16 protein-coding genes are annotated in these 24115 nt (G+C 60.0%); 5 read left to right on the top strand and 11 right to left on the bottom strand.

Going from position 1 to position 24115, the window contains the following annotated elements; genetic code table 11:
* Positions 1–14: 14 nt before the first annotated feature.
* Genes C8D82_RS15640 through C8D82_RS15625 form a run of 4 tightly spaced genes read right to left on the bottom strand, consistent with a single transcriptional unit; the run spans position 15 to position 3619 of the window.
* Positions 15–293 carry an NAD(P)H-dependent oxidoreductase subunit E gene (locus C8D82_RS15640; protein ID WP_116885227.1) on the bottom strand — a complete coding sequence of 93 codons (279 nt, stop codon included), beginning with the start codon at positions 291–293 and terminating at the stop codon, positions 15–17.
* 52 nt (positions 294–345) lie between these two features.
* The gene (locus C8D82_RS15635) at positions 346–1536 is read right to left on the bottom strand and encodes a SpoIIE family protein phosphatase (RefSeq protein ID WP_116885226.1); all 1191 of its coding nucleotides are present in this window, start codon (positions 1534–1536) and stop codon (positions 346–348) included.
* Between the two features lie 2 nt (positions 1537–1538).
* A complete protein-coding gene (locus C8D82_RS15630) occupies positions 1539–3257 on the bottom strand; it encodes a [Fe-Fe] hydrogenase large subunit C-terminal domain-containing protein (RefSeq protein WP_116885225.1) in 1719 nt (572 codons plus the stop codon).
* Between the two features lie 47 nt (positions 3258–3304).
* Positions 3305–3619 (bottom strand): (2Fe-2S) ferredoxin domain-containing protein, encoded by a 315-nt coding sequence (locus C8D82_RS15625; RefSeq protein WP_261798337.1) that lies wholly within the window; start codon positions 3617–3619, stop codon positions 3305–3307.
* A gap of 434 nt (positions 3620–4053) precedes the next feature.
* Here C8D82_RS15625 and C8D82_RS15620 point away from each other — a divergent pair, with 434 nt between their 5' ends.
* Positions 4054–5328, top strand: a complete 1275-nt coding sequence (locus C8D82_RS15620) for an aspartate aminotransferase type Ic (protein WP_116885223.1) — start codon at positions 4054–4056, stop codon at positions 5326–5328.
* Between the two features lie 70 nt (positions 5329–5398).
* On the opposite strand, the gene C8D82_RS15615 is transcribed toward C8D82_RS15620, so the two are convergent.
* The 3 genes from C8D82_RS15615 to C8D82_RS15605 are packed head-to-tail and all read right to left on the bottom strand — an operon-like array spanning position 5399 to position 11288.
* Entirely contained in the window at positions 5399–9445 is a 4047-nt protein-coding gene (locus C8D82_RS15615) for a beta-galactosidase (RefSeq protein WP_116885222.1), read from the bottom strand.
* Positions 9446–9462: 17 nt separating this feature from the next.
* Complete coding sequence (locus C8D82_RS15610) at positions 9463–10161, bottom strand: prepilin-type N-terminal cleavage/methylation domain-containing protein (RefSeq protein ID WP_116885221.1); 699 nt, start codon at positions 10159–10161, stop codon at positions 9463–9465.
* A gap of 17 nt (positions 10162–10178) precedes the next feature.
* A complete protein-coding gene (locus C8D82_RS15605; RefSeq protein ID WP_116885220.1) occupies positions 10179–11288 on the bottom strand; it encodes a substrate-binding domain-containing protein in 1110 nt (369 codons plus the stop codon).
* Between the two features lie 292 nt (positions 11289–11580).
* On the opposite strand from C8D82_RS15605, the gene C8D82_RS15600 reads away from it, so the two are divergent.
* Genes C8D82_RS15600 through C8D82_RS15585 form a run of 4 tightly spaced genes read left to right on the top strand, consistent with a single transcriptional unit; the run spans position 11581 to position 17125 of the window.
* Positions 11581–12717 (top strand): GntR family transcriptional regulator, encoded by a 1137-nt coding sequence (locus C8D82_RS15600; RefSeq protein ID WP_116885219.1) that lies wholly within the window; start codon positions 11581–11583, stop codon positions 12715–12717.
* A gap of 5 nt (positions 12718–12722) precedes the next feature.
* On the top strand, positions 12723–13622 hold the full coding sequence (locus tag C8D82_RS15595; protein ID WP_419643467.1) for a type II secretion system protein: 900 nt from the start codon (positions 12723–12725) through the stop codon (positions 13620–13622).
* A gap of 25 nt (positions 13623–13647) precedes the next feature.
* Entirely contained in the window at positions 13648–15711 is a 2064-nt protein-coding gene (locus C8D82_RS15590; protein ID WP_116885217.1) for a glycoside hydrolase 5 family protein, read from the top strand.
* Between the two features lie 4 nt (positions 15712–15715).
* A complete protein-coding gene (locus C8D82_RS15585) occupies positions 15716–17125 on the top strand; it encodes an MFS transporter (protein ID WP_116885216.1) in 1410 nt (469 codons plus the stop codon).
* A 75-nt stretch (positions 17126–17200) separates the two neighbouring features.
* On the opposite strand, the gene C8D82_RS15580 is transcribed toward C8D82_RS15585, so the two are convergent.
* The 4 genes from C8D82_RS15580 to C8D82_RS15565 form a co-directional block, all read right to left on the bottom strand.
* Entirely contained in the window at positions 17201–18211 is a 1011-nt protein-coding gene (locus C8D82_RS15580) for an AraC family transcriptional regulator (RefSeq protein ID WP_133245235.1), read from the bottom strand.
* An 88-nt stretch (positions 18212–18299) separates the two neighbouring features.
* Positions 18300–20147 carry a beta-galactosidase gene (locus C8D82_RS15575; RefSeq protein ID WP_116885214.1) on the bottom strand — a complete coding sequence of 616 codons (1848 nt, stop codon included), beginning with the start codon at positions 20145–20147 and terminating at the stop codon, positions 18300–18302.
* 19 nt (positions 20148–20166) lie between these two features.
* Positions 20167–23169 carry a sugar-binding protein gene (locus C8D82_RS15570; RefSeq protein WP_116885213.1) on the bottom strand — a complete coding sequence of 1001 codons (3003 nt, stop codon included), beginning with the start codon at positions 23167–23169 and terminating at the stop codon, positions 20167–20169.
* A 40-nt stretch (positions 23170–23209) separates the two neighbouring features.
* The gene (locus C8D82_RS15565; protein WP_116885212.1) at positions 23210–23977 is read right to left on the bottom strand and encodes a prepilin-type N-terminal cleavage/methylation domain-containing protein; all 768 of its coding nucleotides are present in this window, start codon (positions 23975–23977) and stop codon (positions 23210–23212) included.
* Positions 23978–24115 lie beyond the last annotated feature (138 nt).

The following is a 24115-nucleotide window of genomic DNA, read 5'->3' as shown; positions in this document are numbered from 1 at the left end:
GAGTCCGTTCGGCATTATTCATTGGTTCCTCCGGCGGAGACGATTTCCTGAATCACGCCGATCACCTTTTCGACCGTTGCGTTGTCGACGATGCGTTCGCCGATCCTGACGAACGGCGCATTGCCGTAGTTCCGGTCGTGGCAGACATTGAGGCAGGCGCACCCGACGATGTCCACTTTCGACTTCAGTTCCGGCGGAAGCTGTTCTTCCAGCGCGGAGAGGCGGAACGATCCCAGCACGTAACAGGTGGTTCCCAGACAGATCTCGACCTTTATCTTATTCGTCTCGCTCATATCATGTTTTCCTTGTATGTTTTGACCGTGGCCTGCGCCGCGGCCTGGGTTTCTAAAAATAACGGAGCAGCACCCGCTTGCGGTATTTCGTCTCCAGAATATGCTTGAGCCGCCTCACGATGTTGCGGCGGATTTCGAGGTCGACCGGGAGGCTCGGGTCCTGATGGGCCTCGTTCACCTTGGTTCCGACCACGAATTCGATTTCGTCGCTGGCGCGGAACAGCGCGATCAGCTCTTTGGAAACCAGCGGCACCGGTGTTGTCAGCGGCGGATCGGCTTCCAACCGCTGCGCCACATCGGTCAGCGTCAGGATGCCTTCGGTGACGAGGTCCACCCCTTTCATCTTCGCCGGCGGAGGCAGGCTGCCCGCCTTCATCACCAGCTTCATATCCACTTCCAGCGGGCGGCCCAGTTCGCGCGACACGATGTTCGCGGTGGTGCCGCCGGAGAGCACGATCTTGCCGTCGAAGTTCCGGACCAGATCGGCGTAAGCGGCATCGGAGTCGGCCCGGAACGGCGGCCCGGTCAGCAGCCGCATCCGCCGCGGCTTGCGCAGGTAAATCACCATGCAGCTGATGTCGTCGATGCAGCGGTTGTCCTTGTTCTGGCCGCGGGCGGCCATCACCACCATCTGCGACAGGTCGCGCGCGGAGATGGCCGGGTCCTTTTCGATCGCTTTCTGGATAAAGGCCAGCGCGCCCTCGCGCCGCCAGCCGAACTTGTTGCCCGGCTGCCCCAGTCCCGCCTGCGTGACGCCGTCGGAGAAGGCGATCAGCCGGTCGCCCGCAATCGCGTAGATTTCGGCGAGGCGGACCCGCCGGTCCGGCCACCGTTCGGAGACCATGCTCTGGCGGTTCACCTTGAGGTCGTTGCCGTTGCGAAGATGGATGAAGGGCGGGTTGTCCATCTCGATGATCCGGGACTTGCCGCCGATCTGCAGGTCGAAGATCGAAAACGTCGCATAGCTGATCCGGCGCACCTCGCAGACCGGCAGCGTATCCATGATGATCTCCGCCGACAGCAGCACATCCATGTTGGAACGGATGAATTCCAGCGCCATCGTGGTGGTCATGCACGCGAGCAGGTTCGCCTTGATGCCGCTGCCCAGCCCGTCGGAGAGCACCGCCAGGTGGCGGTTCTCGTTTTCCAGCCGCTCGAAGCGGTAATCGTCCCCGCAGACATCCTCGCCGTCGTGGCAGAGCTGGCAGCACTCCATTTCGACAAATACGTCGTTGTCCGGCATGGTCAGCGTTTCCCCTTGATTTCAGTATAGCTTCCGGCCACTTCGCGCAGCAGGATTTCGGTTTCGGCCATGTGTTCGCCGAGGTTGCGGGCGATCTTCTGCACGGTGATGATGTTCTTGCGGATCACCGCGCGCGCCTTTTCCGAAACCTGTTCGCGGTGCAGCTCGATGCTGGTCACATCCTGGATGATCGCGCCGACGCACTGATGCGGCGAAATCGTGAAAATGCTGATGTTCAGGATCTTGTCGCCGCAGACCTGATTGTGGCGCTGCACTTCGCCGCCGGAGAGCAGCGCCGCCGCCATCAGGTCGCTGAAGTCGGCGAATGCGCTCAGTTCGGCTCCGGCGAGGCTGCCGCAGGAGTCGTAGGCGAGCACGGTGTCCTCGTCGAACAGCTCCGCGAAATGGCGGTTGCATTCGACGATCTTCAAATGGCGGTCGACGATCACCACGCCGGCCGGAATGTAGCGGATCAATGCGTTGCTCTTCTTCTGCGCAAGCTGGCGCAGGTGGGAGACGCACATTTCGACCTCCGCCTTGTTTGCGATCAGCGCCTTCGCGAAGTCGCGGCAGCTGAAGTAGCCGCATCCGCCGCAGTTCAGTTCGTCGGCGGGGGTGAATTTGCCGACCGAGGCGAGCGCGTTCTTGATCGCGGCCTCGTCCACTTCCGGTTCAAGCTGCGGTTCGGCGGTGACGGTTTCCCGGATCGGCAGGTCGGTCGGCCGGTTCAAACTGGTGCTGCCGTCGTAGTCGCGCGCCACCTGAATCACCGAACTCAAAGTGCCGCCCTGCTGCTTGGGCATCACCGGCCCGTTCACGCAGCCGCCGGCGCACGCGAGGCACTCGATGAAGATTTTGCAGGATCTGGATTTCGCGGCCTCGGGATCGTCGCGCAGCATCCGACCGAGGTTGACCAGGCCGGAAACCGCCAGATAGCGCACATCCCCGGCGGGATCGCGCAGCGTGTCGTTCATGCCGCCTTCAACCGCGTAGATTTTGCCTTCGGAGGCGGATTCCGGCACCATCGGCTGATAGTCGGAAGCGGGAATGCGGGCCGGGTCGATGTTTTCGGAGGCGAGCCACTCTTCGAGATCCGCAAAGGTCAGCGCGAGGTCGAGCAGCTCCTGGTGGCGGTCGGACTCGTTCTTCTTGGCGACGCAGGGGCCGAAAAAGACCACGCCGATATCGTCGCCGAACTCCCGCCGCAAAATTTTGGTGTGGGACAAAAGAGGCGACAGCACCGAAGTCACATTCGGCGCATACGCCGGAGCGTATTTCTTCACAAAATCCACTACCGCCGGACAGGCGCTGGAGATGTAGACTCCCGGCTCCGCCTTGGCGAGGAACGCGCCGGTTTCGGCGCTGACCGCCTGCGCGCCGAGCGCGGTTTCGCTGACTCCGGCAAAGCCCAGCTTTTTGATCGCCGCGGCCAGCGCGCCGGGCGGCAGGTTTTTGAAGTAGCTGACGAAAGAGGGGGCCAGCGAAGCGTAGACCCTCTTGCCGCTGCCGAGCAGCATCCGGGCGCGGGCGAGGTCGGGACGGATCTTCTTGGCGTGGGCCGGGCAGACCTTCACGCACATGCCGCAGGCGACGCAGAGGTCCTGAATGACCCCGGCGCGGCCGTCGACGATCCGGATCGCCTTGCACGGGCAGTGACGGATGCATTTATAGCAGTCATGACATATATTTTCGGTGGTGAACACCGGAAAATGCAGATTCATAATGGTTTTCTCCCTGGTACGGTTGAGGTTCCGGAGTGTTTGCGGCTTCAGTTGCCGCGCGGCGGCAGGGTCTTGCGCAGCAGATCGAGCATCACGCCGGGATCGACCTTGCTGTAGGTGACGCCGTCGATGATCACATTGGGGCCGTCGGCGCAGCGCGCCTGGCACAGGGTGCCGGAAAGCTCCACCTCCACTTCATCCCGGTAGGAGTTCTCCGCGAGGTATGCTTCCACCACCCGGATATTTTCTTCGTTGCCGCGGGCAAAGCAGGAGCTGCCCAGACAGATCACGATCTTCGGTTTCGCCATGGTTGTATTCCTGAAAAATTGTGTTCGGATCCGGATCTTGCGCAAAAAAAGCACAATGGAAATTTACATCGGAATCCGTTTTTTTCAAGTAGTTCGATAAAAAAATATCGAAGAAATGCGATGAAATGGTTCCCAACCACTGGAATTTGCTTGGAAAACCGGAAAAACGGAGAATCAATCTGGAGAAAAAAATACCGAACCGGGATTTCGCTCTTGGCCGCCAAAGGCGAAATCCCATTTTTGAAAACTTGCATATCGCGTGAAAATATCAAAAAACAACCGTTCCGCAATTGAAAATAAAGGTTCTTTATGATATATTAGAATTTTGTCGCATACATGAACCATATACGGATTTTTTTGTAATCGTCTAAAATTGAAACATTAACAACGCCTTACCCGCCGGTGCGGGCATTGCGGAGCAGACGGAATGCCGGAGAGCGGCGCCGCGAGCGAAGGAAGGCAACTTTTCGGGGATCACAGGAGTTATTATGGGCCGGGATATCAGCAAATGTTCCAGGGCGGAGCTGCAGGAATGCAAGGCGGAGCTTGACCGACGATACGCCGGTTATGTCGCGGAGAATCTCAAACTCGACATGTCGCGCGGAAAACCCTCCGGCTCCCAGCTCGACCTGACCAATCCCGTTCTCAATAAACTCGAAAATTACATCACCTGCGACGGCATCGACGCCCGCAATTACGGCGGCCTTGAGGGGATTCCCGAAGCGCGCCGCCTCTTTTCCGACCTGCTCGGCATCGACGTGGACAAGATCATCGTCGGCGGCAATTCCAGTCTGAACCTGATGTACGACGCGATGATGCGCCTTTATGTATTCGGAACCGGCGGCCATACGCCGTGGCGCAAGCTGCCGGCAGTGAAGTTCCTGTGCCCGAGTCCGGGTTACGACCGCCATTTTCTGGTCTGCGAGGACCTTGGAATCGAGATGATTCCGGTGCCGATGACCGAGAACGGCCCGGATATGGACATGGTCGAAAAGCTGGTCGCCGAAGATGACGCGATCAAGGGCATCTGGTGCGTGCCGCTCTATTCCAACCCGCAGGGGGTCTGCTACAGCGACGAAACGGTGGACCGGCTGGCCGCGATGAAGACCGCGGCGCCGGATTTCCGGATCTTCTGGGACAACGCCTACGGCGTGCACCATATCTACCGGGAGTGCAAGCTTAAAGATATCTTCGGCGCCTGCGAAGCGGCGGGCAACCCGAACCGGGTGCTCTACTTTTTCTCGACCTCCAAGATCACGTTCCCGGGCGCGGGCGTCGCGCTGGTGGCGTCGAGCGCCGAGAATCTCAAGGAGATTCGCAAGCACATGAGCGTGCAGACGATCGGCCACGACAAGCTGAACCAGCTCCGCACCGTCCGTTACCTGAAGGACGCGGAAGGGGTGCGCCGGCACATGCGGCTGCTGGCGGACGAGCTGCGCCCGAAGTTCGACATCGTGCTCAATACGCTGGAGCGGGAGCTGGCCGGAACCGGCCTCGCCTGCTGGACGAAGCCGCTCGGCGGCTATTTCGTGTCGGTCGATGTCCCGGACGGCTGTGCGAAAGCGGTGGTTGCGCTGGCGCAGCAGGCCGGCGTGAAGCTGACTGGCGCGGGCGCGGCGTTCCCGTATAAGAAAGACCCGCGCGACCGGAACATCCGCATTGCGCCGACCTATCCGACCTGCGAAGAGCTGCAGAAGGCGATGGAGCTGTTCTGCGTCTGCGTGAAGCTGGCCGGAGTGAACAAGCTGTTGGAATCGAAGTAGTTCGTTCCCTGCTCATAGATCGAGCCGCCCCGGAGGAGAACTTCCTCCGGGGCGGTTTTTTCTGGACTGTTTATTCAGCCGGGGTGAAGCGCAGGAGCTGCGGCTTCAGCGGCGCGAGCGTGAAGCGGGGATGGAAGGGGCGTTCGCCGATCAGGTCGGTCCAGGAGCCGTTCCCTTCGAGCCGGACCGGGCGCGGCTCGAAATTGTAGTTGACCAGGTTGACCAGCCAGTTCCCCTTGCCGTCCGGCACGGCGCGGAAGAAGATGCCTTTGCGGTTCCCCGTGAGCGAAACCGGCAGCGGCGCAATGTGACGGTGAAGCTGGGCGAGGAGCTGCTCCGGGGTGAAAGCCGCCGCTTTTTCGGTGTCGGGGAGAACCGGCAGGGGATTGTTGTACTGGTCGTGCGTCAGGCTTTCGGCATCGCGGGCGATCCGTCCGCCCGAGGCGGCGAAGCGTTTCAGCCCGTCGAAGGCTTCCCGGGTGATGTTTTTCGCACCGACGGCGAACAGGAGCTTTACGCCGCCGGATTCGCCGCGCGCCAGCCGGCGTTCGGAGAGAAACCGCACCCGGTAGCCGGTGAAACAGAGCTGCGTGTAGAGCGCGTCGACTTCCCTCCGGTATGTGTCCGGCGCAAAAATCAGAGAAGTCGGAGAGTAGAGAATGGCGGCTTCCGGCTTGTAATCGAAGAACTTGCGTAACTCCGGCGCAAGGCGCATCCCGTCGAGCCCGGCCAGGGCGTGCGCGACAAGATTGCCGGGGCGCAGGCGGATATTGCCTGCGAAATCACTTCTGGGATTCTGTCTGGCGGCACTGTAGTCGAAGTCAACCCATACCCAGGTGACCAGTGTGCTTGCACCGGTCACGAACTGCTGGAAGAGCGCCGTATAAACATGGTCGTTTGAAACCGGCCGGGTCTCACGGTCCGGAACGATGTGATTCTCAGTATTGGCGATCGAAACCGGTTTGGCGGAAATCTGCATTTCATGCGTCATTGCCGTTACATTCCAGTCGGCGATATAAGGGCCGCGCCGATAGAAGTAGTTGTCGTTGCCGTTGTAATCGCTGAATTCCGCCATCAGTTCCGGGTCGACTCCGGCCACATATTCAAACGGGGAACTGAAGACCATGATTTTGGTATGAACCGGCATCTCCGGCCATGCTTTCTTCACGGCTTCAGCCAGCATCCGGTGCCAGCCGGCGAAGGTTTCGCGGGCGAAGGTGTAGAATTCATAACATGCAACCGGAGCATTGTGGAAAGCGGCTTCGGCAACTTCATGATAATTGTTGAAATTCAGATTGGTTATCTCATTGAATTTTGCAACCGGACCATACTTCCGCTCCATGTATTTTCCGAATTCCGCCGCTGAATAAGGATTGCCCGGAGTACAGCCGGTGTAAACGGGTTCGTTGGCAAGGCAGATGCTGTGCAATGCATCCGCATGGGGACTTGTTTTCAAACGGCCAAGCAGTGCCGCAATATATGCCTGAAGCATCTGGCGGGCTTTGGGATGAGTTACTTCGTATTTGAGAAACCCGGCGGAGGAAACCAGTTCCGGATATTTCTTCAACAGCCACTCCGGATGATAGTGCGGCGAAATCAGCAAGGCAATCTTCACATTATTTTCATGCGCCTTTTTCAACAGCGGGAGAAGCCGGGAGTCGACAATGGTGAAATCGGGTTCGAACTCAGTCGTTTTTCCCTCCCGGGGGAAAAGGGCGCGCGGACCGATTTCAATTTGCACCACATTGGCTCCCTGTTTTTGAAAAAACGCGATATCGCGGTCGATGTCGGTAAAATGGCCGTAACCGGTGAAGACAACCGGCTGCCGGAACGCCTTGCCGCTTTCATCGGCGACCGTGGCGACGGGCCAGCCGTTTTCGAGTGTGACGGTGCCGGAATGAAATTTTCGGGCTTCGGGCAGTTTGCCGCCGGACCGGAGCTGTTCCAGGCGTTTCTTCAGATCCGCAAGCGCATCCGTGATATCCTGCCGGGTCATTGCCGCCTGTTCGGCATAGTATTTCTTTTCGTCGTCGGTTGCGGCTTCCGCCAGCCGTTTTTGCAGTCGGGGAAGATGCCGGCCGAGGATGTCCAGCGGCACATCAAGATATTCCGATTGAATGCCGTCACATGCGGCTTTGAGGCGTTCCAGTTCTCCGCAAAGCGTATTGACGGCTTCAAGCTGCCGGCTGTACAGATCGGCTTTGACGCAGGTGATTTTTCCGGCGCTTTCGCCGTTTATCCGGAACTCGGCGGTGTAGTTCCCTTTGGCAAGCGCATCGATGGAAAGCGAAAAGGGAAGCCGAACGAGTTCCCCCGGAACCACTCCCGGCACCGTTGCGATGTCGCGAAGCGTCTTTTTCCCGGCGGCGTCGGTGAATTCCACGGAAAAGCGCACATCGCCGGCCGTGCCGGAGAGCAGCAGCGTTCCCGTCAGCTCTTTCGAAGACGGCGTCGGCGGCACTGCCGCCCAGAAAACCGGTTCCCCCGCGTCCAGCAGAGCCTGCATATACCGGTCGGAGTATTTGGCGTCATGTACGCCGGGAGTCAAAAAGCAGACGTTGCGATGCGCCGGCGCATCCGAATCATTGGCGACGATGCTGAAGCCGAATTTACCGGTTTTACGCAAATCCCCGAGAAGCCTCCAGCTTAAATGAGCAGCCAGAAAATAGCCGCCGGCCGTCCGGAAGCCGCAAGCCCGGACCAGTTCCGGCGGCAGTTCCTTTCCGGCATGGGGTTCGTCGCCGGCGTCCCAGCACCAGTTGCGTACCTTGCCGGAGCCGTCGACGCTGAAGCCGATCTCCAGATCGCTTTCCGCGGCAGCGGGACGCCGGAGGGCGGCACGGTCGATTCGCAGTTGGAGACTGTCGTTTTTCCACATGGTTGCTCCGTGGCCGGGACGTGCGATGTCATCGGTTACATCCGCCAGAAACACCAGCCCGTCGGCATCGAACAGCAGGGCGGTTTCCGCAGAAAAAACCTTGACCTCCGGCGTGGCGCCGGCTGCATTTTCCGCGGAGAGCGGCAGTTTCAGGGTCGGCGTGCCTTTCGGAATCTTCCGGATGGTATCGAACTTTTGCCGTAACGGACCGACCAGCGTGACGCGGTTTTCCTGCCAGGCGGCAGGCGGAAGATTCCAGGCTTCCCGCGGAGTAATGGAAAGTTCGTCGAGCCAGACGCCCGGGGTGATATTTTCCGTGATGATCACAAGCGGGGCATTGCTGTTTTTGTCGACTTCATCGGCATTCAGTCTGAATTGCAGCTCATAATCCCGCCATTCAGGGCCGGGAGCGGTGATGTCGAGCCGATGGAGCCATTTGACTCCGACCGCGATATTGACTCTGGAGCCTTCGCCTTTGGCGCGTACCCGCATCACATAATCGATACCGGGGAAAAGTCGGACGGTCTGTGAGAGGGCGCCATAGACGTTCGCGTTGCGCGGTGTCCGGTTGACGAGCCGAAGCGAACTTCTTCCGGCGGAAGCCGCGGAATTGTCGACCGTCGCGGTTGCCTGTGCGTTGCCGGAAACCCGGAACGACCAGCCTTTCGGGATTTCACCCGGTTTCCCTTCAAACGAACCGTTGCCGACCGCATCTTTGCTTTTGGGAACGATACGGACATCATCGAGGTCCAATTCCGTACAGCGCCCTTCGACGATCAATCGGAGTCCGCAGTTATCCGCTCCTTCCATCCGATCGGCGGGAACCCGGAATGAGAACGTGTGCTCTGCCCATTCATTCGTCACTCCGGTTACCGTGTGACGGATCGTCCAGCCTTTTCCGATGGCCCAGGATACATGGTTCACCTCCTGCCCGCGGGCCATGAAGGTCAAGGTATAATCGGTGTCCGGCTTGAGCTTGACTATCTGGGTCAGGACGCCGAAGACGTTCGGCCGCTTTTCCGTCAGGCGGCTGACGATACGCAGGCTTTTCTCGCCTTCAATTCCGGGAGTCGCCGGAGAAACGGTTACGGGAGCATTGTTGTTGAGCCGGAAATTCCACTCGGCGGGCACACCGTTGCCGCCGAATGTTTCAAACGATCCGTTGCGCACGATATCGGCCGCCAATCCTGCGGAAAGGCAGAAAAAAGCCATTGCCGCCAGCACTCTTTTCATCTTCATATCTGACCTTCTGTTATTCAGTTCATCTGATCAATCAGTTTCAGGCGTGCTTCGAGATTGCTGCCGCTGCGATATACATCAAGCGCCACGCGGCCGCAGGAACCGTTGGCGCGTGCAACTGTGATGCCGCGGTTGTGCAGGGGAAGCGTCCCGAGGTATTTGCCTTCAACCCCGTTGCGCAGCAGGACCTCTCCCGTCACGCAATAAGAAAGCACTTCTCCTTTCAGGCGGCTGAAAGGTTTGTTGAAGCTGGGAATCTGGCAGGTGATGTCGGATGAATCGCGGGCGTAGGGATAATCGGCAAAGTTGATGTTTTGCAGCCATCCCTCCTGAGGATTGGACGGGCACTTGAAAATCTTGGGCCTGGGAGTCATTCCATCCATGACGCGTCTGGTATAGTCCGCTCCTCCTCCGCAGTAGCCGCCTGCGGCGAGAAGACCGAGGCCGATATTCGGATAGGCGAGACCGCCTCCCTCCGAAAGGGAACGGATCTCTCCGCCGCTGCCGATCACTGACGTGAAATGAGGAGGCAGCCGGTCATTGAAATCATTGACATACAGCGACAATGCGGTAAATATCTGTTTTTCATTGCCGATGCATTTGATCTCATGCGCTTTGCCCCGAGCCTGGTTCAGGGCCGGCAGCAGCATTGCGGCAAGAATCGCAATGATTGCTATTACTACTAAAAGTTCGATTAATGTGAATTTACTTTTCATGGAATTCTCCTTCGTGTTTACAGGGATTCTCGTTCAATGAACTCCGCGGGAACTTTCAGGTGGACGGGTGAAGTGAAGCCTTCGGTAGCCGAGCGGTGCAGCAGCTGCGCCGCCAGGTAACCGAGCCGCCGGGTATCGACCCGGATCGTGGAAAGGGGCGGCGAAAGCCGCCGCGCGAATGGCAGGTCGTCGAAGCCGATCACCGCGAGGTCGCGGCCGATCTGCAGGCCGGCTTCACGGGCAGCCAGATAAAGGCGATGGGCGATATAATCGCCGGCGCAGAAAACTGAGGCCGGCAGCTTCATCCGGTTCAGGTGGGGAGTGAACTGATAAGCGGCGCGGAAAAGTTTCTGGTCCATCGGCCAGTATTTCGGGGCATCGCCGTTGCAGATCAGGCAGGTATGGTCTGAAATAAACTCTTCGAAACCGGCGTTTTTCATCGCCTGTATATAAGCCAGATAACGGTCATTATGTTCAAGGTCGCCGGGGGAGGCCGGTGCGGCGATAAAGTACACCGGACGGTCATATTTTTCGATCAGTTGGCTGAGTGCGGTGAATACGCCGCCGAAATCGTCTCCGGTGAGCGAACTTGCGCGCGATTGCCCGGCCGGCCCCACCGTCACTACCGGAATGCCGGAATCCAGCAGCCGGTCTGCAACGGTGTCGTAACGCTCCTGCGGATAGCTGAGAAGCAGCACTCCGTCAAGACCGAGCCCGGACGCATGGGCGAGGGCGTCAAGAACCGATTCATGGCTTTCCTGACTGGTGACGAATTGCAGGTTCAGGCGCTGTTCGGTGGTATAATCCTGAATGCCTGCGGTGACGTTGGAGATCATCGGGTCCGGATAAGCGGCGTAAGCCCACGCGAAAGTCAGCTTCCGGTAATCCGGGGCTGTTGTGTGCAGTACCTGAAGCGGATTGATCCGCACGCGGCGGTTTTCGTCGCGCAGCAGCGTGCCGTCGGAGATCAGGGCGTCGAGCATCCGGCGGATGGTGTTGCGGCTGGCCCGGTACTGTTCCGCCAGCCGCTGTTCCGACGGCAGGTACTCCTCGCCGTTGAAGCGGTCGGCGGCGAGGTCGCAGATGAAAACCTCGGTCAGGCGGTTGGTTTTGCTGTGATAGTTCATATTTTACCTGTGTTGTTCCGATTTACGTTTATATTATGGTTCAGATTTCGGGTTATGGCAAGGGAAGGGCGGAGCGATTTTCACGGAATCGGAAAATTTGAACCGGATTTTGAACAATGCGGCATGGCGGCCGGCGTTTCGGATGTGTCCGATCGTGGCAGGAAAAATGTCCATAAGTTTTCCGAGATTGTCCATTGCCTGAAGAATACGGTGTCCTTTGCACTTGACTTTCGGACAAAAATGGCCCATACTTATAGCGTGCCACAGATCACAGACAAAACGGAAGCGGCAAATGGAAACCATCGAGAAAATCACCGGGGAAACCGGGCGCAAGTATAAATGCCAGGATATCGTGAAGGCGCTGGAAGCCAATATCGTCGGCAGCCAGCTGGCGGCGGGCGTGGAGTTGCCCTGTACGGCGGAACTCGCCTCCCGCTACCGGGTTTCGGAGAAAACCGTCCACCGGGCGCTGCAGCATCTGGCCGACCGGAAGCTGATCCGCCGGGTGCGCGGCTCCGGCAGTTTCGTGCGCGGCAACATGGGATTGCCGCCGCACAGCCGGATCGGTTTTTTCTATTTTGAATCGCTGAACGTCGAAATCCCGTCCTTCAACAATATCCTGTGCCAGAATTCGCGGCTGCTGCTCAAGCAGATTCTAGAGGACGCGGGACTGGCGGTGGAGTTCCACAGCGAACAGATGCCGAATGTCGAAAACTGTCCATTGCTCGGAATGGAGCTGAGCCGCTTCGACTACATCATCGCCGAAGCCGGCTACCGGCTGGTGGCGGAGCAGGTGCTGCGCAACTTCCCCGGCGAGGTGATCCTGTTCGGCGACGACGAATTCGTATTCGGGCCGTGGCATCAGGTGTTTTTCGATTACCGCCCCGGAATGAGGAAGGCGCTCGAGCATCTGATGAAGATGGGCTTCCGCAAGGCGCTGGTGGTCGGGGTGCCGACGCTCTCCACGTCGCAGCACCGCTATACGGCGCTGTGCGAAATGGCGGACCAGTGCGGATTCGGCAGCGCCAATCTGGCGTTCCCGGTGCCGGAGGAGTATTTCTTCCATTTGCCGGTGCTGTGCGGCCGGGAGTACGGCAAGCTGTTCCTGAAGGAGTTCAAGTGCGACACCGCGATCTTTTCACTCTCCGATCACCTGACGGTCGGAGTGCTGGATGTGTTGTACGAACACGGGCTGAAGCCGGGACGCGACGTGCAGCTGATCAGTTACGACAATTTCCTGAGCAACGTGCCTGAATTCAAGGAGCGGTTTTTCTGCAACGCGGTCACACATCCGCTCAGTTGTGAATTCCGGGCGATCGTGAAGCTGATGTCGGAGATCCACCTCGCGCCGAACCCGGATTTCTACCGCTCGATCGTGGTTCCGGCACAGGAGTTCATCGTCAGGACCGACGGGCCCCGCGCCCGCTGAAAAAAATGAAATTGAATCCGGATGAAATAATACAATATCACCCTAAACAGAAGGAATCCGTACACATGAAAAGAAACGTTACATCCTGCCTTCTTCCCGCCGGCCGCAAATCCCGTCCCCTGTGTCCGCCGTTTCCCGCGGACAGGTGCATAAGGCAGTTCACGTTGATTGAGCTGCTCGTGGTGATAGCGATCATCGCGATCCTGGCGTCGATGCTGCTGCCAGCGCTGAACAAGGCGCGGGAGAAGGCGCAGGCGATTTCATGCCTGAGCAACATCAAGCAGATTTTCATGCCCGCGACGATGTACCAGGCGGACAACGACGACTACTGCCTCGGCAAGGTGACGTCGATGCCGGGGGACCGGAATGGGCTGAAGGCCGGGGAGACCGTGAGCTGGTCGATCTATCTGAACGTCGCCTACGGTTTCGGCTTCAAATCCTTTCTGTGTCCGTCGGAACCGAAGGCGGCGTGGTGGGATTCCGACCCGATGTACCCGGATCAGAACAGCATCGCGATCGGCCTGAATATGTCCACTTTCGGCTTGCAGTGGAAGGCAGGCGGCGACAACGGCTGCCCGCAGAAACTGTCGCGGATCATGAACTTCGTGCGCAAGGAGGGAAAGGGGCTGCCGCTTTACTTCGCGGACACCGCGCCGGCAGCGGCCAACAACCATTGCAACGGGGAATTTTTCGTGCCGGGCGCTTCCAGCGAAGGTGAGTTCTACATCCCCGGCTTCCCGGTCAGCGGCTGGTATCCGATGGCGGCCCGCCACGGCGGGGTTTCGGTGAACGTCGGGCTGCTCGACGGCAGCGCCAGAAACATGTCGCGCACGGAGCTGATGGCCAACAAGGATCAATACCTCCGCGGCCCGCAGCAGTGGGACGGCAACTTCTACTACAAATAAACCCGGTCTAAGGAATTCTGATCTGATGAAACACTTTTTTTGCTCTGCAATCATGATGATGCTCGCCGTCGCGGCGGGAGCGGCTCCGGCCGGGGAATGGCGCGATCTGAGCGGCCAGGCCGGACACAGCGCCGGATTCGTGCTGGCCGACGGCGAGTTTCCCTCCGGCGCGAACGGCTGGAAGGGGATCGACGGCAAGGCGATCCGGGTGGTGCCCAACGCCGGGGTCAACGGCAGTCCGGCGCTCTGCTATGAGCGCACCGATCCGGCGAAGTACACGCTGGTCAGCCGTTCGCTGCCGCTGAAGGCGGGCGGCGCCTACCGTTTCGGCGGCGTGTTCCGCAATGAAGGGGTCAGGGGCGGCGGCGCTTCGATCATCGTCGAACTTTACGACGCGCAGGGCAAATGGCTGCGCAACGTGGAGTGCCCGACCAGCGCCGACAAGGAGTGCGGCTGGACGCCGATGGAGTACAACATCGCCGTCGCTCCGGCGGAAAAGGATTGCTCTTTCGTGATCCATCTGCTGATGCCGCGCGGCGCGACCGGCAAAGTGTGGTTCGACCACGTGTTCGTGGAGGAGCTGGGGCCGCAGTGGAAGTTTCAGCAGGTCTACCCGACCCACAACCTGATCGACGCGGACGGCGGCGTGCTGCGCTTCTTCTCGCGCCTCAAGGGAAATTTCCGGCTGCCGGAGAGAGTGAAGCTGTCGCCGGAACAGGCGGTGGAGTTCAAACTTGAAACCGCCGGACGCACTGTGGAGCGCACCGTGCCGGTGAAAGGGCAGGTCGCCGAAACGGAGCTGCCCGCCCTGCCGGAAGGGGAGGGGATGCTGACCGCGCGGCTGCTCGACCCGGCCAACCGCCTGATTCTGGCGGAGAAGAAAAGCCCGGTGAAGATCCGCAAACGGTTCGGCAAAACGCTGCCCGGCAACTGCGTGATCGACGCGCGGGGCAGGGCGATCGTGGACGGCAAACCCTATATGCCGCTCGGCCTCTACACCGGCGTGCTGAAGCGGAAGGATGTGGAGCGCATCGCGGCAAGCCCCTTCAACTGCGTGATGCCCTACGGCAGCATGCACCTCGCGCCGGACGGCGAGGCCTCCGGCGACGGGCTGCCGCTCGAACAGGTGAAGCTGGCGCTGGACGAGCTGCATGCGAACGGCCTTAAGATCCTCTTTTCGATCAAGGACGTCTACCGCTCCAACCCGCTCGGGCCGGACGACTACTCCTACCGCGGCCTGAAGGGCGCGGACGAAACCGCGAAGCGATATGTCGAAGCCTTCCGCCGCCATCCCGCGCTGCTGGCGTGGTACACCTGCGACGAGAAGATGGTGGACTGGGTGGAGATCATGACAAGGCGGCGCGAGCTGGTGAACCGGCTCGACCCCGACCATCCGACCTGGGCGGTCTTCTACCAGCCCAATGTGGAGGACTATCTGCCGATGCTGGACATCTTTGGAGGCGACCAGTACCCGATCTCGCGGATTTCGGAGGGGTACGACCACCACATGACCTCGATCGACCGGCTGATGGGGCTGGCCGAGGCGACCGGGGTGCCGACCTGGAACGTGCCGCAGGCGCACAACCTGAATATTTACGCCCCGGCGGACAAGGCGGCGGACTACCGCGATCCGACCGGCAAGGAGATGCTGGCGCTGGCGCTGGTGCAGGCGATCCACGGCGGCAAGGGATTCATATTCTACAGCTACTTCGACTTTCCGCGCGGCCCGGCCGGGAGCGAGGCTTCGCCGGAACTGGCGGAAAAACGGTGGCGGAACGCCTGCATGGCCGCCGGAGAGCTGAAAAAGCTCGAACCCTTCCTGATGGCGGAGCAGGACGGCCCTGTGGCCGAAACCGTGAAGTCCGAGGGCAAATTCCGGGTGCGCTGCTTCGCCGACGGCGCCGGAAACTACCGGCTGCTGCTGGCCGGAGTCGGTCCCGGCCGGACCTCCGGCACGGTGCGGGTGAAGCTGCCGGAGAACCTGACGTTCCGGAGCCGTTTCGGCAATACGGAGCAGGCCGCTCCGGGCGAATTCCGGTTCGAGGGGAACGACATCGCCTGCGACATCGTCGAACTGGACCGGAAGTGACGCGATGGACGACGCGATCCTGACGGCGGAGGCGGCCGCCGAAACCCGGCCGCCCGCCGATCCGAAGCGGCCGTATACGGTCGGCACGTTGCGCTATTCCCTGTTTGAAGTGTTCGTGGTGTCGGCGTGGGTGATCCTCGGCGGCAACATCTTCGGGATGCTGGGGAGCCTGGTGCCGACGCTGCTGCCGCTGACGCTGGAACGCTTCGGCGCTTCCGGCGCGCTGATCGGGCTGGTGGTCGGCAGCATCCCGGCGGCGATGAACTTCGTGATGAATCCGATCCTCTCCACGGCCAGCGACCGGACCCGGACGCGGTGGGGCAGGCGGATTCCGTATTTGGTGTTCGCGACGCCGTTCGTGACGCTGTTCCTGATCCTGATCGGCTGGATCACGCCGATCACCGGATATGTGCACGCGCACTTCTTTCCGGGCATGGAGATCGGCACGCTGGGCATCGCGCTGGTCTGCGTATTCTCGGTGGTGTTCCAGTTCTTCAACCTGATCGTCGGGTCGATCTACTACTACATCTTCGCGGATGTGATTCCGCATCAATTCATCGGGCGGTTCATGGCGGGACTGAACCTGGCCGGAACCGCGGGCGGCTTTCTGTTCAACTTCTTCGTGATGCCGTACATCGTGGACTACGCGCCGGAGGTCTTTACCGGAATCGGGCTGCTCTATCTGGTCTGCTTCATGCTGATGTGTTTCTTTGTGAAAGAGGGGGAATACCCGCCGCCGAAGGCGGTGCAGCGGCAGGGGCTGCCGGTTGCGAAACGGCTGGCGGAGTGGATCGGCATCTACTTCCGGCAGTGCTACCGCCACTGGTTCTTCACGTTTCTGTTTCTGGGGACGGCGCTGAACAACGCGTCGACGGTATGCCGGGGAACCTTCAATCTGTTGTTCGCGACCAAGGAGCTGCAGATGACGGCGGGACAGTTCGGCAAGGTGATGGCGGTCGGCGCGGTGGTTTCGGCGGGAGTGGTGGTGCTGACCGGTTATCTGATGGACAGGCTCCATCCGCTGCGGGTTTTCGTCGCGAGCGGCGTGATCGTGATCGCCGCGAACGTGTGGGGATACTTCTACGTGACGGATTATGCGTCGTTCTTCGTGGTCGGGATCGCGATTTCGGTGGTGTACGCGGTGCAGTTCGTCAGCAACGGGCCGGTGTTCATCGAGCTTTTTCCGCCGGACAAATTCGGCCAGTTCAGCAGCGCGAACGCGATGATGAACAGCGTGCTGCTGATCTTCGCGAACTACTTCGGCGGCGTCGCGATCGACCGTTTCGGCTACCGGTTCATTTTCGTGTGGGACACGATTTTCACGGTCGGGGCGACGGCGGCGCTGCTCTTCGTCTACGTCCGCTGGAAACAGCTCGGCGGAGCCGAACGCTACACGCCCCCGCCGACCGACTGAACAGATTCAATGGGGCGTTTCGCTTCGCCGGAGGCGCCCCGCGGGAGCGGCGCAGCGCCGTGTTCTCCAGCGTTTTCAGACATTCTGCCGCCCCAGGTGGTTGAAGAGGCGGCTGTCCAGCTCCTGCAGCGTGATTTCACCGTTGTTGAGCCGGTTGCGAAATTCCGTCGGAGTCAGCCCGGCATATTTCCGGAACTGGCGTGCAAAATAGTTGCTGTCTTCAAATCCCACCCGGAATGCGATACTGGTGATGTTCTCCGGCATCATAAACAGCGGAGCCGCCATTTTCAGCCGCAGCCGGGTCAGGTATTCGACCGGAGAGACGCCCATCACTTCCGAGAAGCGGTGGCGGAAATTGGAGACGGACATTCCGGCCAGCTTCGCCATCCGCGGAACGCTGAACTCCTCCGAATACCGGCTGTTGAGCTGTTCGACCACCCGGCTGATCCGGAAGGAATTCTCTTCTCCCCTCCCTCCCTGCAGCCTCGCTTTGCGGCAGATCCCGGTCAGGGCATGCAGAAAGGAGGCCACTGCGGCGCTCTGAAATCCCGGTTCCTGCCGTTCAAGCTCCCGCCGGCAATTTTCAAGCAACATCATCACATCGGTGATTTCCGCTTCCGGCAGGAAGAGAAAGGGGGAAATCGCCGTCGGATTCCCGGCCGCTCCGAAGTTCCGGAACAGCGCCTGGAAGCCCGGCAGCGTTTCAAGGTCGAACCGGATCTGGTTCAGCAGTTCCGGCCGGAAGAGGATGTTGAAGTGCGCAAATTCGTGAATCGCCTGGTAACGGTGGATGCTTCCGGGCGGAAGCAGGAAAACATTACCTACCGTAACCGTCTCAAGCGTGCCGGTCCCGCTGTCGTTCCGGGCGGAGCCTTTGTAAACGAGAACCAGCTCGTAAAAGTCGCAGTGGCGGTGATAGTCGTCGCTCCGCACATAGGTATCCCAGCGGAATACCGCAAGCGGCAGGGAATAGGAGACGATTTCCAACTCATAGAATCGGAAGTCGTAAAGTTTCTCCCCTCTCCACTTTTCCCCCGCCGGGTGCATGTGCGGATTGTTTTCATTGGCAACGTAAGGGCGCAGCACGGATATCCTCTTTTCTGTTTTTCAATGCTTATGATACACGCGGTTCCGCAATAAGTCAAACCGCTGCGTATCGGGGAGCCGGCAAGCTCTATAATTCCACTCCGGAAAAGTAGAGAATGCCGGGAGAGGCGGAAAAGGTGAGCACGGAATTTTCCGGCGACAGTTTCACTTCCCTGCCGAGATGATCGCGCACGGCGGAGAGCCGGCCGTTCCTGATCTTCAGCTTGACGGTCTGTTCACCCGCAATGTTCCAGACGGCGGCTGCCGGGATATTGCCGGGCGTTTTCCAGTTGGCGATATAAAGCGGCCCGTCCGACCGGAGTTCGGGGCGGGTGGAGCCTGCCGGATGCAGCTCGCTCAAAGTCCGGTAAGCGCGGTACGCATCCTTCGGCGCCAGGTCGTTGCGGACGATGCCGAAGTGCGCCTCGCCGTCAAAACGGCTCCGTTCGGTGGAGCGGAAACTGTACCAGTAGATGCGTTCCACGCCGGAAGCGAAAGCGATCAGCATGGTGCGCGGCAGAAATTCCGCCTGCTTTTTTTCCGGCACGCCGGGATTCAGGTTGCCGCAGACGGCGATTTTACCCTTGAGATCGCTGTTGAAATGGTATACGCCCGCCGTAATGCCGCGGAACTCCCCGCTCCGGCCATACAGAACCGGTTCCAGTTGGTCGCCCGCCGCGAGGTTCGTCCGGTCGAAAAAGCGGAACCCGTTGACAGGCAAAGTTTCCTGGCCATCATCGTGCGGCCCGGCAAACTCCTGTTTCTCCAGTTTCTTCGGAGTACCGGGGCGGGTCCAGAACGTGTACCAGCCGAGATGAAGTTCCTTCATGTATTTTTCATTGACCTGCACCTTCCGCAGGACGCCCGATGCGTCGCGCCGCAAATCGAAGTAGAGCGGCAAACCGCCGGGGCTCAGCACGCGCCCGCCGCGGCGCAGATATCCGGTCAGGTCCGGCAGGAACTCCGACGGGAACGACTCGTTGTCGGGCAGGACCAGAAGCGTATCCGTTCCGGCGGCGAGCCGTTTCAGCTCTTTCAGTGCGATCGGCCTGACTGCCTTCAGGCCCGGCAGCGCATCCTGAATACGGAATCCCAGCCCTTCGGTGTCGTACCGGAAATCGACATCGCGGAAGATCACGCAGGTCGTTGTTTCCGGCGTCATCCCCAGCGCCGCGAAGAGACGCGGCAGCACCCGGGAGAGATACGGCATCCGCTCGACGGTGGAGTAACCCATTTCCGAAAACCAGACCGGCTTTTCACCGGCTCCGTATCGGGCCATCAGCCTGCGCAGCCCGGCGAGATCGGACGCCAGATACTCCTCCGGCATCTCATTGCAGCGGTAGGGATGGATGCACATCACATCCATCGCCTGTGCCGCCCCCGCCTTGAAAGAGTCCTCGATATAGTCGAGCGGGATCAGGGAAGTTCCCCCGTAGGCGACGGTGATGCCGGGATTCAGCTCCTTGATTTTCCGGTAGGCCGGAATCAGCAGCGAAGCGTATTCCCTCCCGCTCGGTTTGCCGCGCCAGAAGCCCTGCAGGTTCGGTTCATTCCAGATTTCCACGCACGGCATGACATCGCCGTAACGTCTGACGACGGTTCCAACATAGTTCAGGAATTCCGGCAGGTGTTTCCAGGCGGGAGTCGCCCACTTCACATCGTAAGCCAGGATCGGCAGAATCCGAATACCGTTCCCGCGCGCCATGACGGCAAGGGAATCCATTTTGTCGAAATTCCAGACGCCGGGAGCCGTTTCCAGCGCGTCCCAGTCAAAATCGAAGCGGACATGGTCGATCCCCGCCGCTTTCATCTGTTTCAGTTCTTCGGAAGCGCGGTCGTATTCCCAGCGCTGCAGGTGCGCGCATGTTCCATAGGGGGAATCCGCGGCAAGGCAGAAGCCCGCCAGCAGCACGATGCAGGATAAAAGAGATTTCATAACGGCAGTTGCCTTTCGTTCAGTCGAAAATCACAAACGGGAATTGCGACGGATCTTTGCGCTCCCCGATGCCGGGGGCGATGCTGATCCACCCCTGCCTGCCGCCGCCGTCATTGTCGTTGATGAGCAGATTGAAGCGGAAGCCTTTTTTCAGGAGTTCCGGTGTCAGGCCGAGCGTTTCAAACGGAATCTTCGCACGATAGACGGTTTCGGTCCCTTTGCGGCTTGTGGCGAGGGCAATGCCGCGGGCGGCGGAGGCCGGGGCGAACCCTTCCGGCGCGTTCCAGCACCAGACTTCGGGGGAGCCGTCCGCCAGCCGGGTCAGCCCGAATTCCCAGGCGTCTTTCCGGCCGGGCAGTTCCAGTGCAAATTGAACGTTGTCGCCCATCCAGGTGTTCGCGCCGCGTTCCGGCTGGCAGTGGATGTTGTCGGTCACGTGAACCAGCAGCAGCAGGTTCGCCCCCTCCGTTCCGAGGCTGACCCGGCCGGAGAGATCGCGCGGTCCCTTCCAGAGCAGATGGCCGCGGGACGGATCGCCGGTGAAAAGTTCACGCACCTGCCGGCGGTGCGCCAGCGTGAAATCGGGCGCCCTGCCTGCCGTCGCTCCCTGCGGCACGACCTGTGCGACGCGCACCGGCATGGCGATGCTCCCTTTGACGGTATCGCCGGAGAGCCGGTAGTCAGCCGTAAGGCTGACCGGAACGCCGAAGGCGGGGCGGAGCGTTTCATCTGCGCGAAGTTCGCACGCCAGTTCCACTGTCTTTCCGGCCGGAACGGTGATGCGCCGCTGCGTCTTTTCCGGCCGGAACCCCGCCGGAGCGCGGAATTCCAATGCGAACTCCGCAGGTTCGTCAAGAGGGTTGGTCAGTTTGGCCGCGAACCGGTACGTTTTCCCCGGTAGCGCGATATCGGCACTCTCCAGACGAACCGGATTCCCGGCGAATTCCGCCCGCGTCGCCCCCTTGAGCCTGAGCGTGACAGGGACGGAGCCGATCTCCAGCAGAATCCGGCCGTCGTGGATTTCGACCGGGCGGGAGTTGTTCATCAGGTCGACCGCCTCCGCCGAAACGGCGTCGGTGCGGACGATTACGGGGAGAAGCCCGCCGTTTTCACTCCAGGCGGCCAGCGCCATTTCCCCGCCGTCACGGAAAAGGAAGAGCCATTCCCCTTCTCCCCCATCGAACTGGCGGACGAATTCCTTGCCTCCGAACAGCGTGGTCAGCGTGTTGTAGACCGTATAAACCGGCTTCGGATAGAAATCGCGGGTCAACATGCCGTAGTTGTGCTCGCCGTGGTTGGGGTCGTCGCCGTCGTTGCGCAGGTCATACCAATTGTAGCCGATCGCGCCCCGGCTCCAGGCGTAGATCAGTTTCTTGCAGAGGGCCAGCGCCTGCGGCTTCTCGTTGCCGCCGGAGGAGGTCAGCGCGGTTTCGTTGGCCCACCACGGTTCGGTGACGCCGGCGCGCTTCCGCATCGGCAGAAAGCGTTCCTCGACCATCCGCACGAAATGCGGATAATCCCCGTGTTCGTGATAGGCGTGGATGTCGTAACCGCCTTTGCCGAGCTTGAGCGCATTCTCCTGATACCCCGGCTCCCGCAGCATCGGATGGTTGGCGAGCGTGGCGAAACCGCCGGTCAGGACCCGGGCGTCGGGATTGCCCGCCTTGACCGCGTTGTACGCATTCAGCATCATCTTCGCATAGGAAGCCGAGCTGATGCCGGAAAACGGGGTGACGTCCGGCTCGTTCCAGACCTCCCAGAAGCGGACCTTGCCGCGATAACGTTTCGCCATTTCCCGGCAGAACGTCTTCCACGCCTCCGGTTCCGGTTCCGCCTTGTCCGGACGTTTCGCGCCGGGATCGCGGGCGGCCCAGGGCGCGCAGTAGCAGAGGATCGCCTGAAGCTCGATGCCCTGTTCCGCGAAGATGGCGGCAGTCTGGTCGAAGGAGCGGAAATCCCACTGACCACGGGCGGGCTGCACCCGGTGCCAGTAAACATCCTCGCGCACGACTTTGGCGCCGACCAGCGCGGCCGCCAGCGCTTCAAGCTTCTGGACCTGAGCCGGATGAAGCTGAGGATGGGAGGAGATGCCCCAGAGGAAGCCTTCGGCCCTTCCCGGCGTCGGTCCTGCCGGTTTGAAGCTGGCGAAGGAGCGTTTTTTCGTCACTTCTCCGTCACCCGTCCGCAGCCGGAGCCGGACATCCCAGTGGCCGGAGGCCGGGAGCTGCTTCCTGATCGGGCAGGTCATCACTTCCCCCGCGGCCAGATCGATAGACGGCAGTTTTTCGGAGAAGGTACGCCCGAAGAAATCCTCGAAAACAGCTTCGGCTTCCCCACGGAACCGGACGCTGCCGGTATTACGGAGAGAGAGGCGGAGCTGATCTGCCTTTTCGGGCGTAAGCACATGAACCGGATTGCCGGTCTCGATCTCCAGGCGTATGCTGTCGGCGGCGGAAGCCGCCGGGGTTTTCGCCGCGGCTTCAACGCCGAGAAACAGCGCCTCGCCCGCACCGGACTCCCGCTCGAAATCGATCGAGAACCCCTTCAATGCAACGGGCAGGTCAAATTTTTTATCGTTGTTTCCGCCCCAGGAGGAGTTTTTGCTCTCCGCCAGATTAACGGGATAATCCACGGTGAGGGTTTTCGCCTCGGCCGGCGGCAGGGTGCGCAACTGGTACTGGAAAATCTCCCCGGTGGCATCGACCAGCCGCAAGCTGACGCTGCGGACCGGAGCCCGGGCCGGAAGCCGGAGCCGCAGAGAAACGCTCCCCTGCCTGAAATCCGCCGGCAGCGGCAGGGGCTTGCGTAAATGCAGTTCGGCATAGGGGAACGCATAGCCGTCCCAGGCCAGCTTCAGCCCCTTTTCGCCGGTCCCGGGGAGCGAGTGCGGCGTCAGACTCTGGTTTCGTTTTTCGGAATCGTTGACCACCCAGGGAGCGGCCGTGCTGAAATTCCCCAGCGGAACGGCTCCGGTGCAGACAACCGGAAGAAGGGCGGCGGAAAGCAGAAATCGCTTGAACATAAATTCTCCTTGTTTTCAGAATAAAAGGGATGCCGGAGTTTCAGTTGCCGATGTCTCCGGCAGTGCTTTTAAACCAGTATTGCAGATTGAACGGCATGTTTTTAAGCTCGACGCCGGTATGCATTGCCGCGTGTCCGTCGGCAAAGGCGGTTGCGACCCGGCCGCCGTGAGCTTGAACGACGGCGCCGCTGTCCAGACTTTTATCGAAAATAAAGCGCGGAATGCCGGAGTTGTTCTTTTTCCAGTAAGTATCGGCGAAAATCAGCGTATCTGTCGGCCGTTTCATTCTCGCCAGAAAAAAGACATAGGATTCCGGGCTTGCAACGCTGAGAATGTAACGCCCCAACGTTTCCCGGCGGCTGTTCTCCATCTCGCTGCCGTTGCTGTAACTCCAGTCGACTCCATAGGAGCTGCGCCAGAAATCGAAGGGATCGTCTCCCGGTTTGGAGCGGTTGCTGACGGATGGGCACTGGATGCACGTTTCATTCAGGTATCCCTTGCCTTTGACATTGAATACGCCGTCCGTCCCCTGACCGTTGGCGAGTACCGAACACCAGAGGCCGGAAGTTCCGTTGCTGGGGAGAAAGCCGACAAGATAGTCGTTAAAATCTCCCGCATATTGCAACTGCGCCGTGATTGCCTGCTTCTTGTTGTTGAGGCAGGTAGTGCCGCGGGCGCTCTCACGTGCCCGGTTCAGAGCGGGCAACAGCATTGACGCAAGAATGGCGATGATTGCAATAACTATTAAAAGTTCGATTAATGTAAAGTTGCAAGTTCTGCCGCCGGATGATTTGAAATCTATCTTCATTGCCGTTCCCTTTCTCTTGTGTGCAAGTTGATTTATCCTATATCCTGAATCCGTGAAATTTTGTCCATGTGTTTTTCATGCGGATTCAAACGTTGTTTTTTGCCAGATTTTCCGGCGTTTTCTGTTCTGATTTTTGTC

Origin of the sequence: Victivallis vadensis, from assembly GCF_003096415.1 — a bacterium.
GTDB lineage: Bacteria > Verrucomicrobiota > Lentisphaeria > Victivallales > Victivallaceae > Victivallis > Victivallis vadensis.
This window is presented reverse-complemented; position numbering and strand designations above follow the sequence as displayed.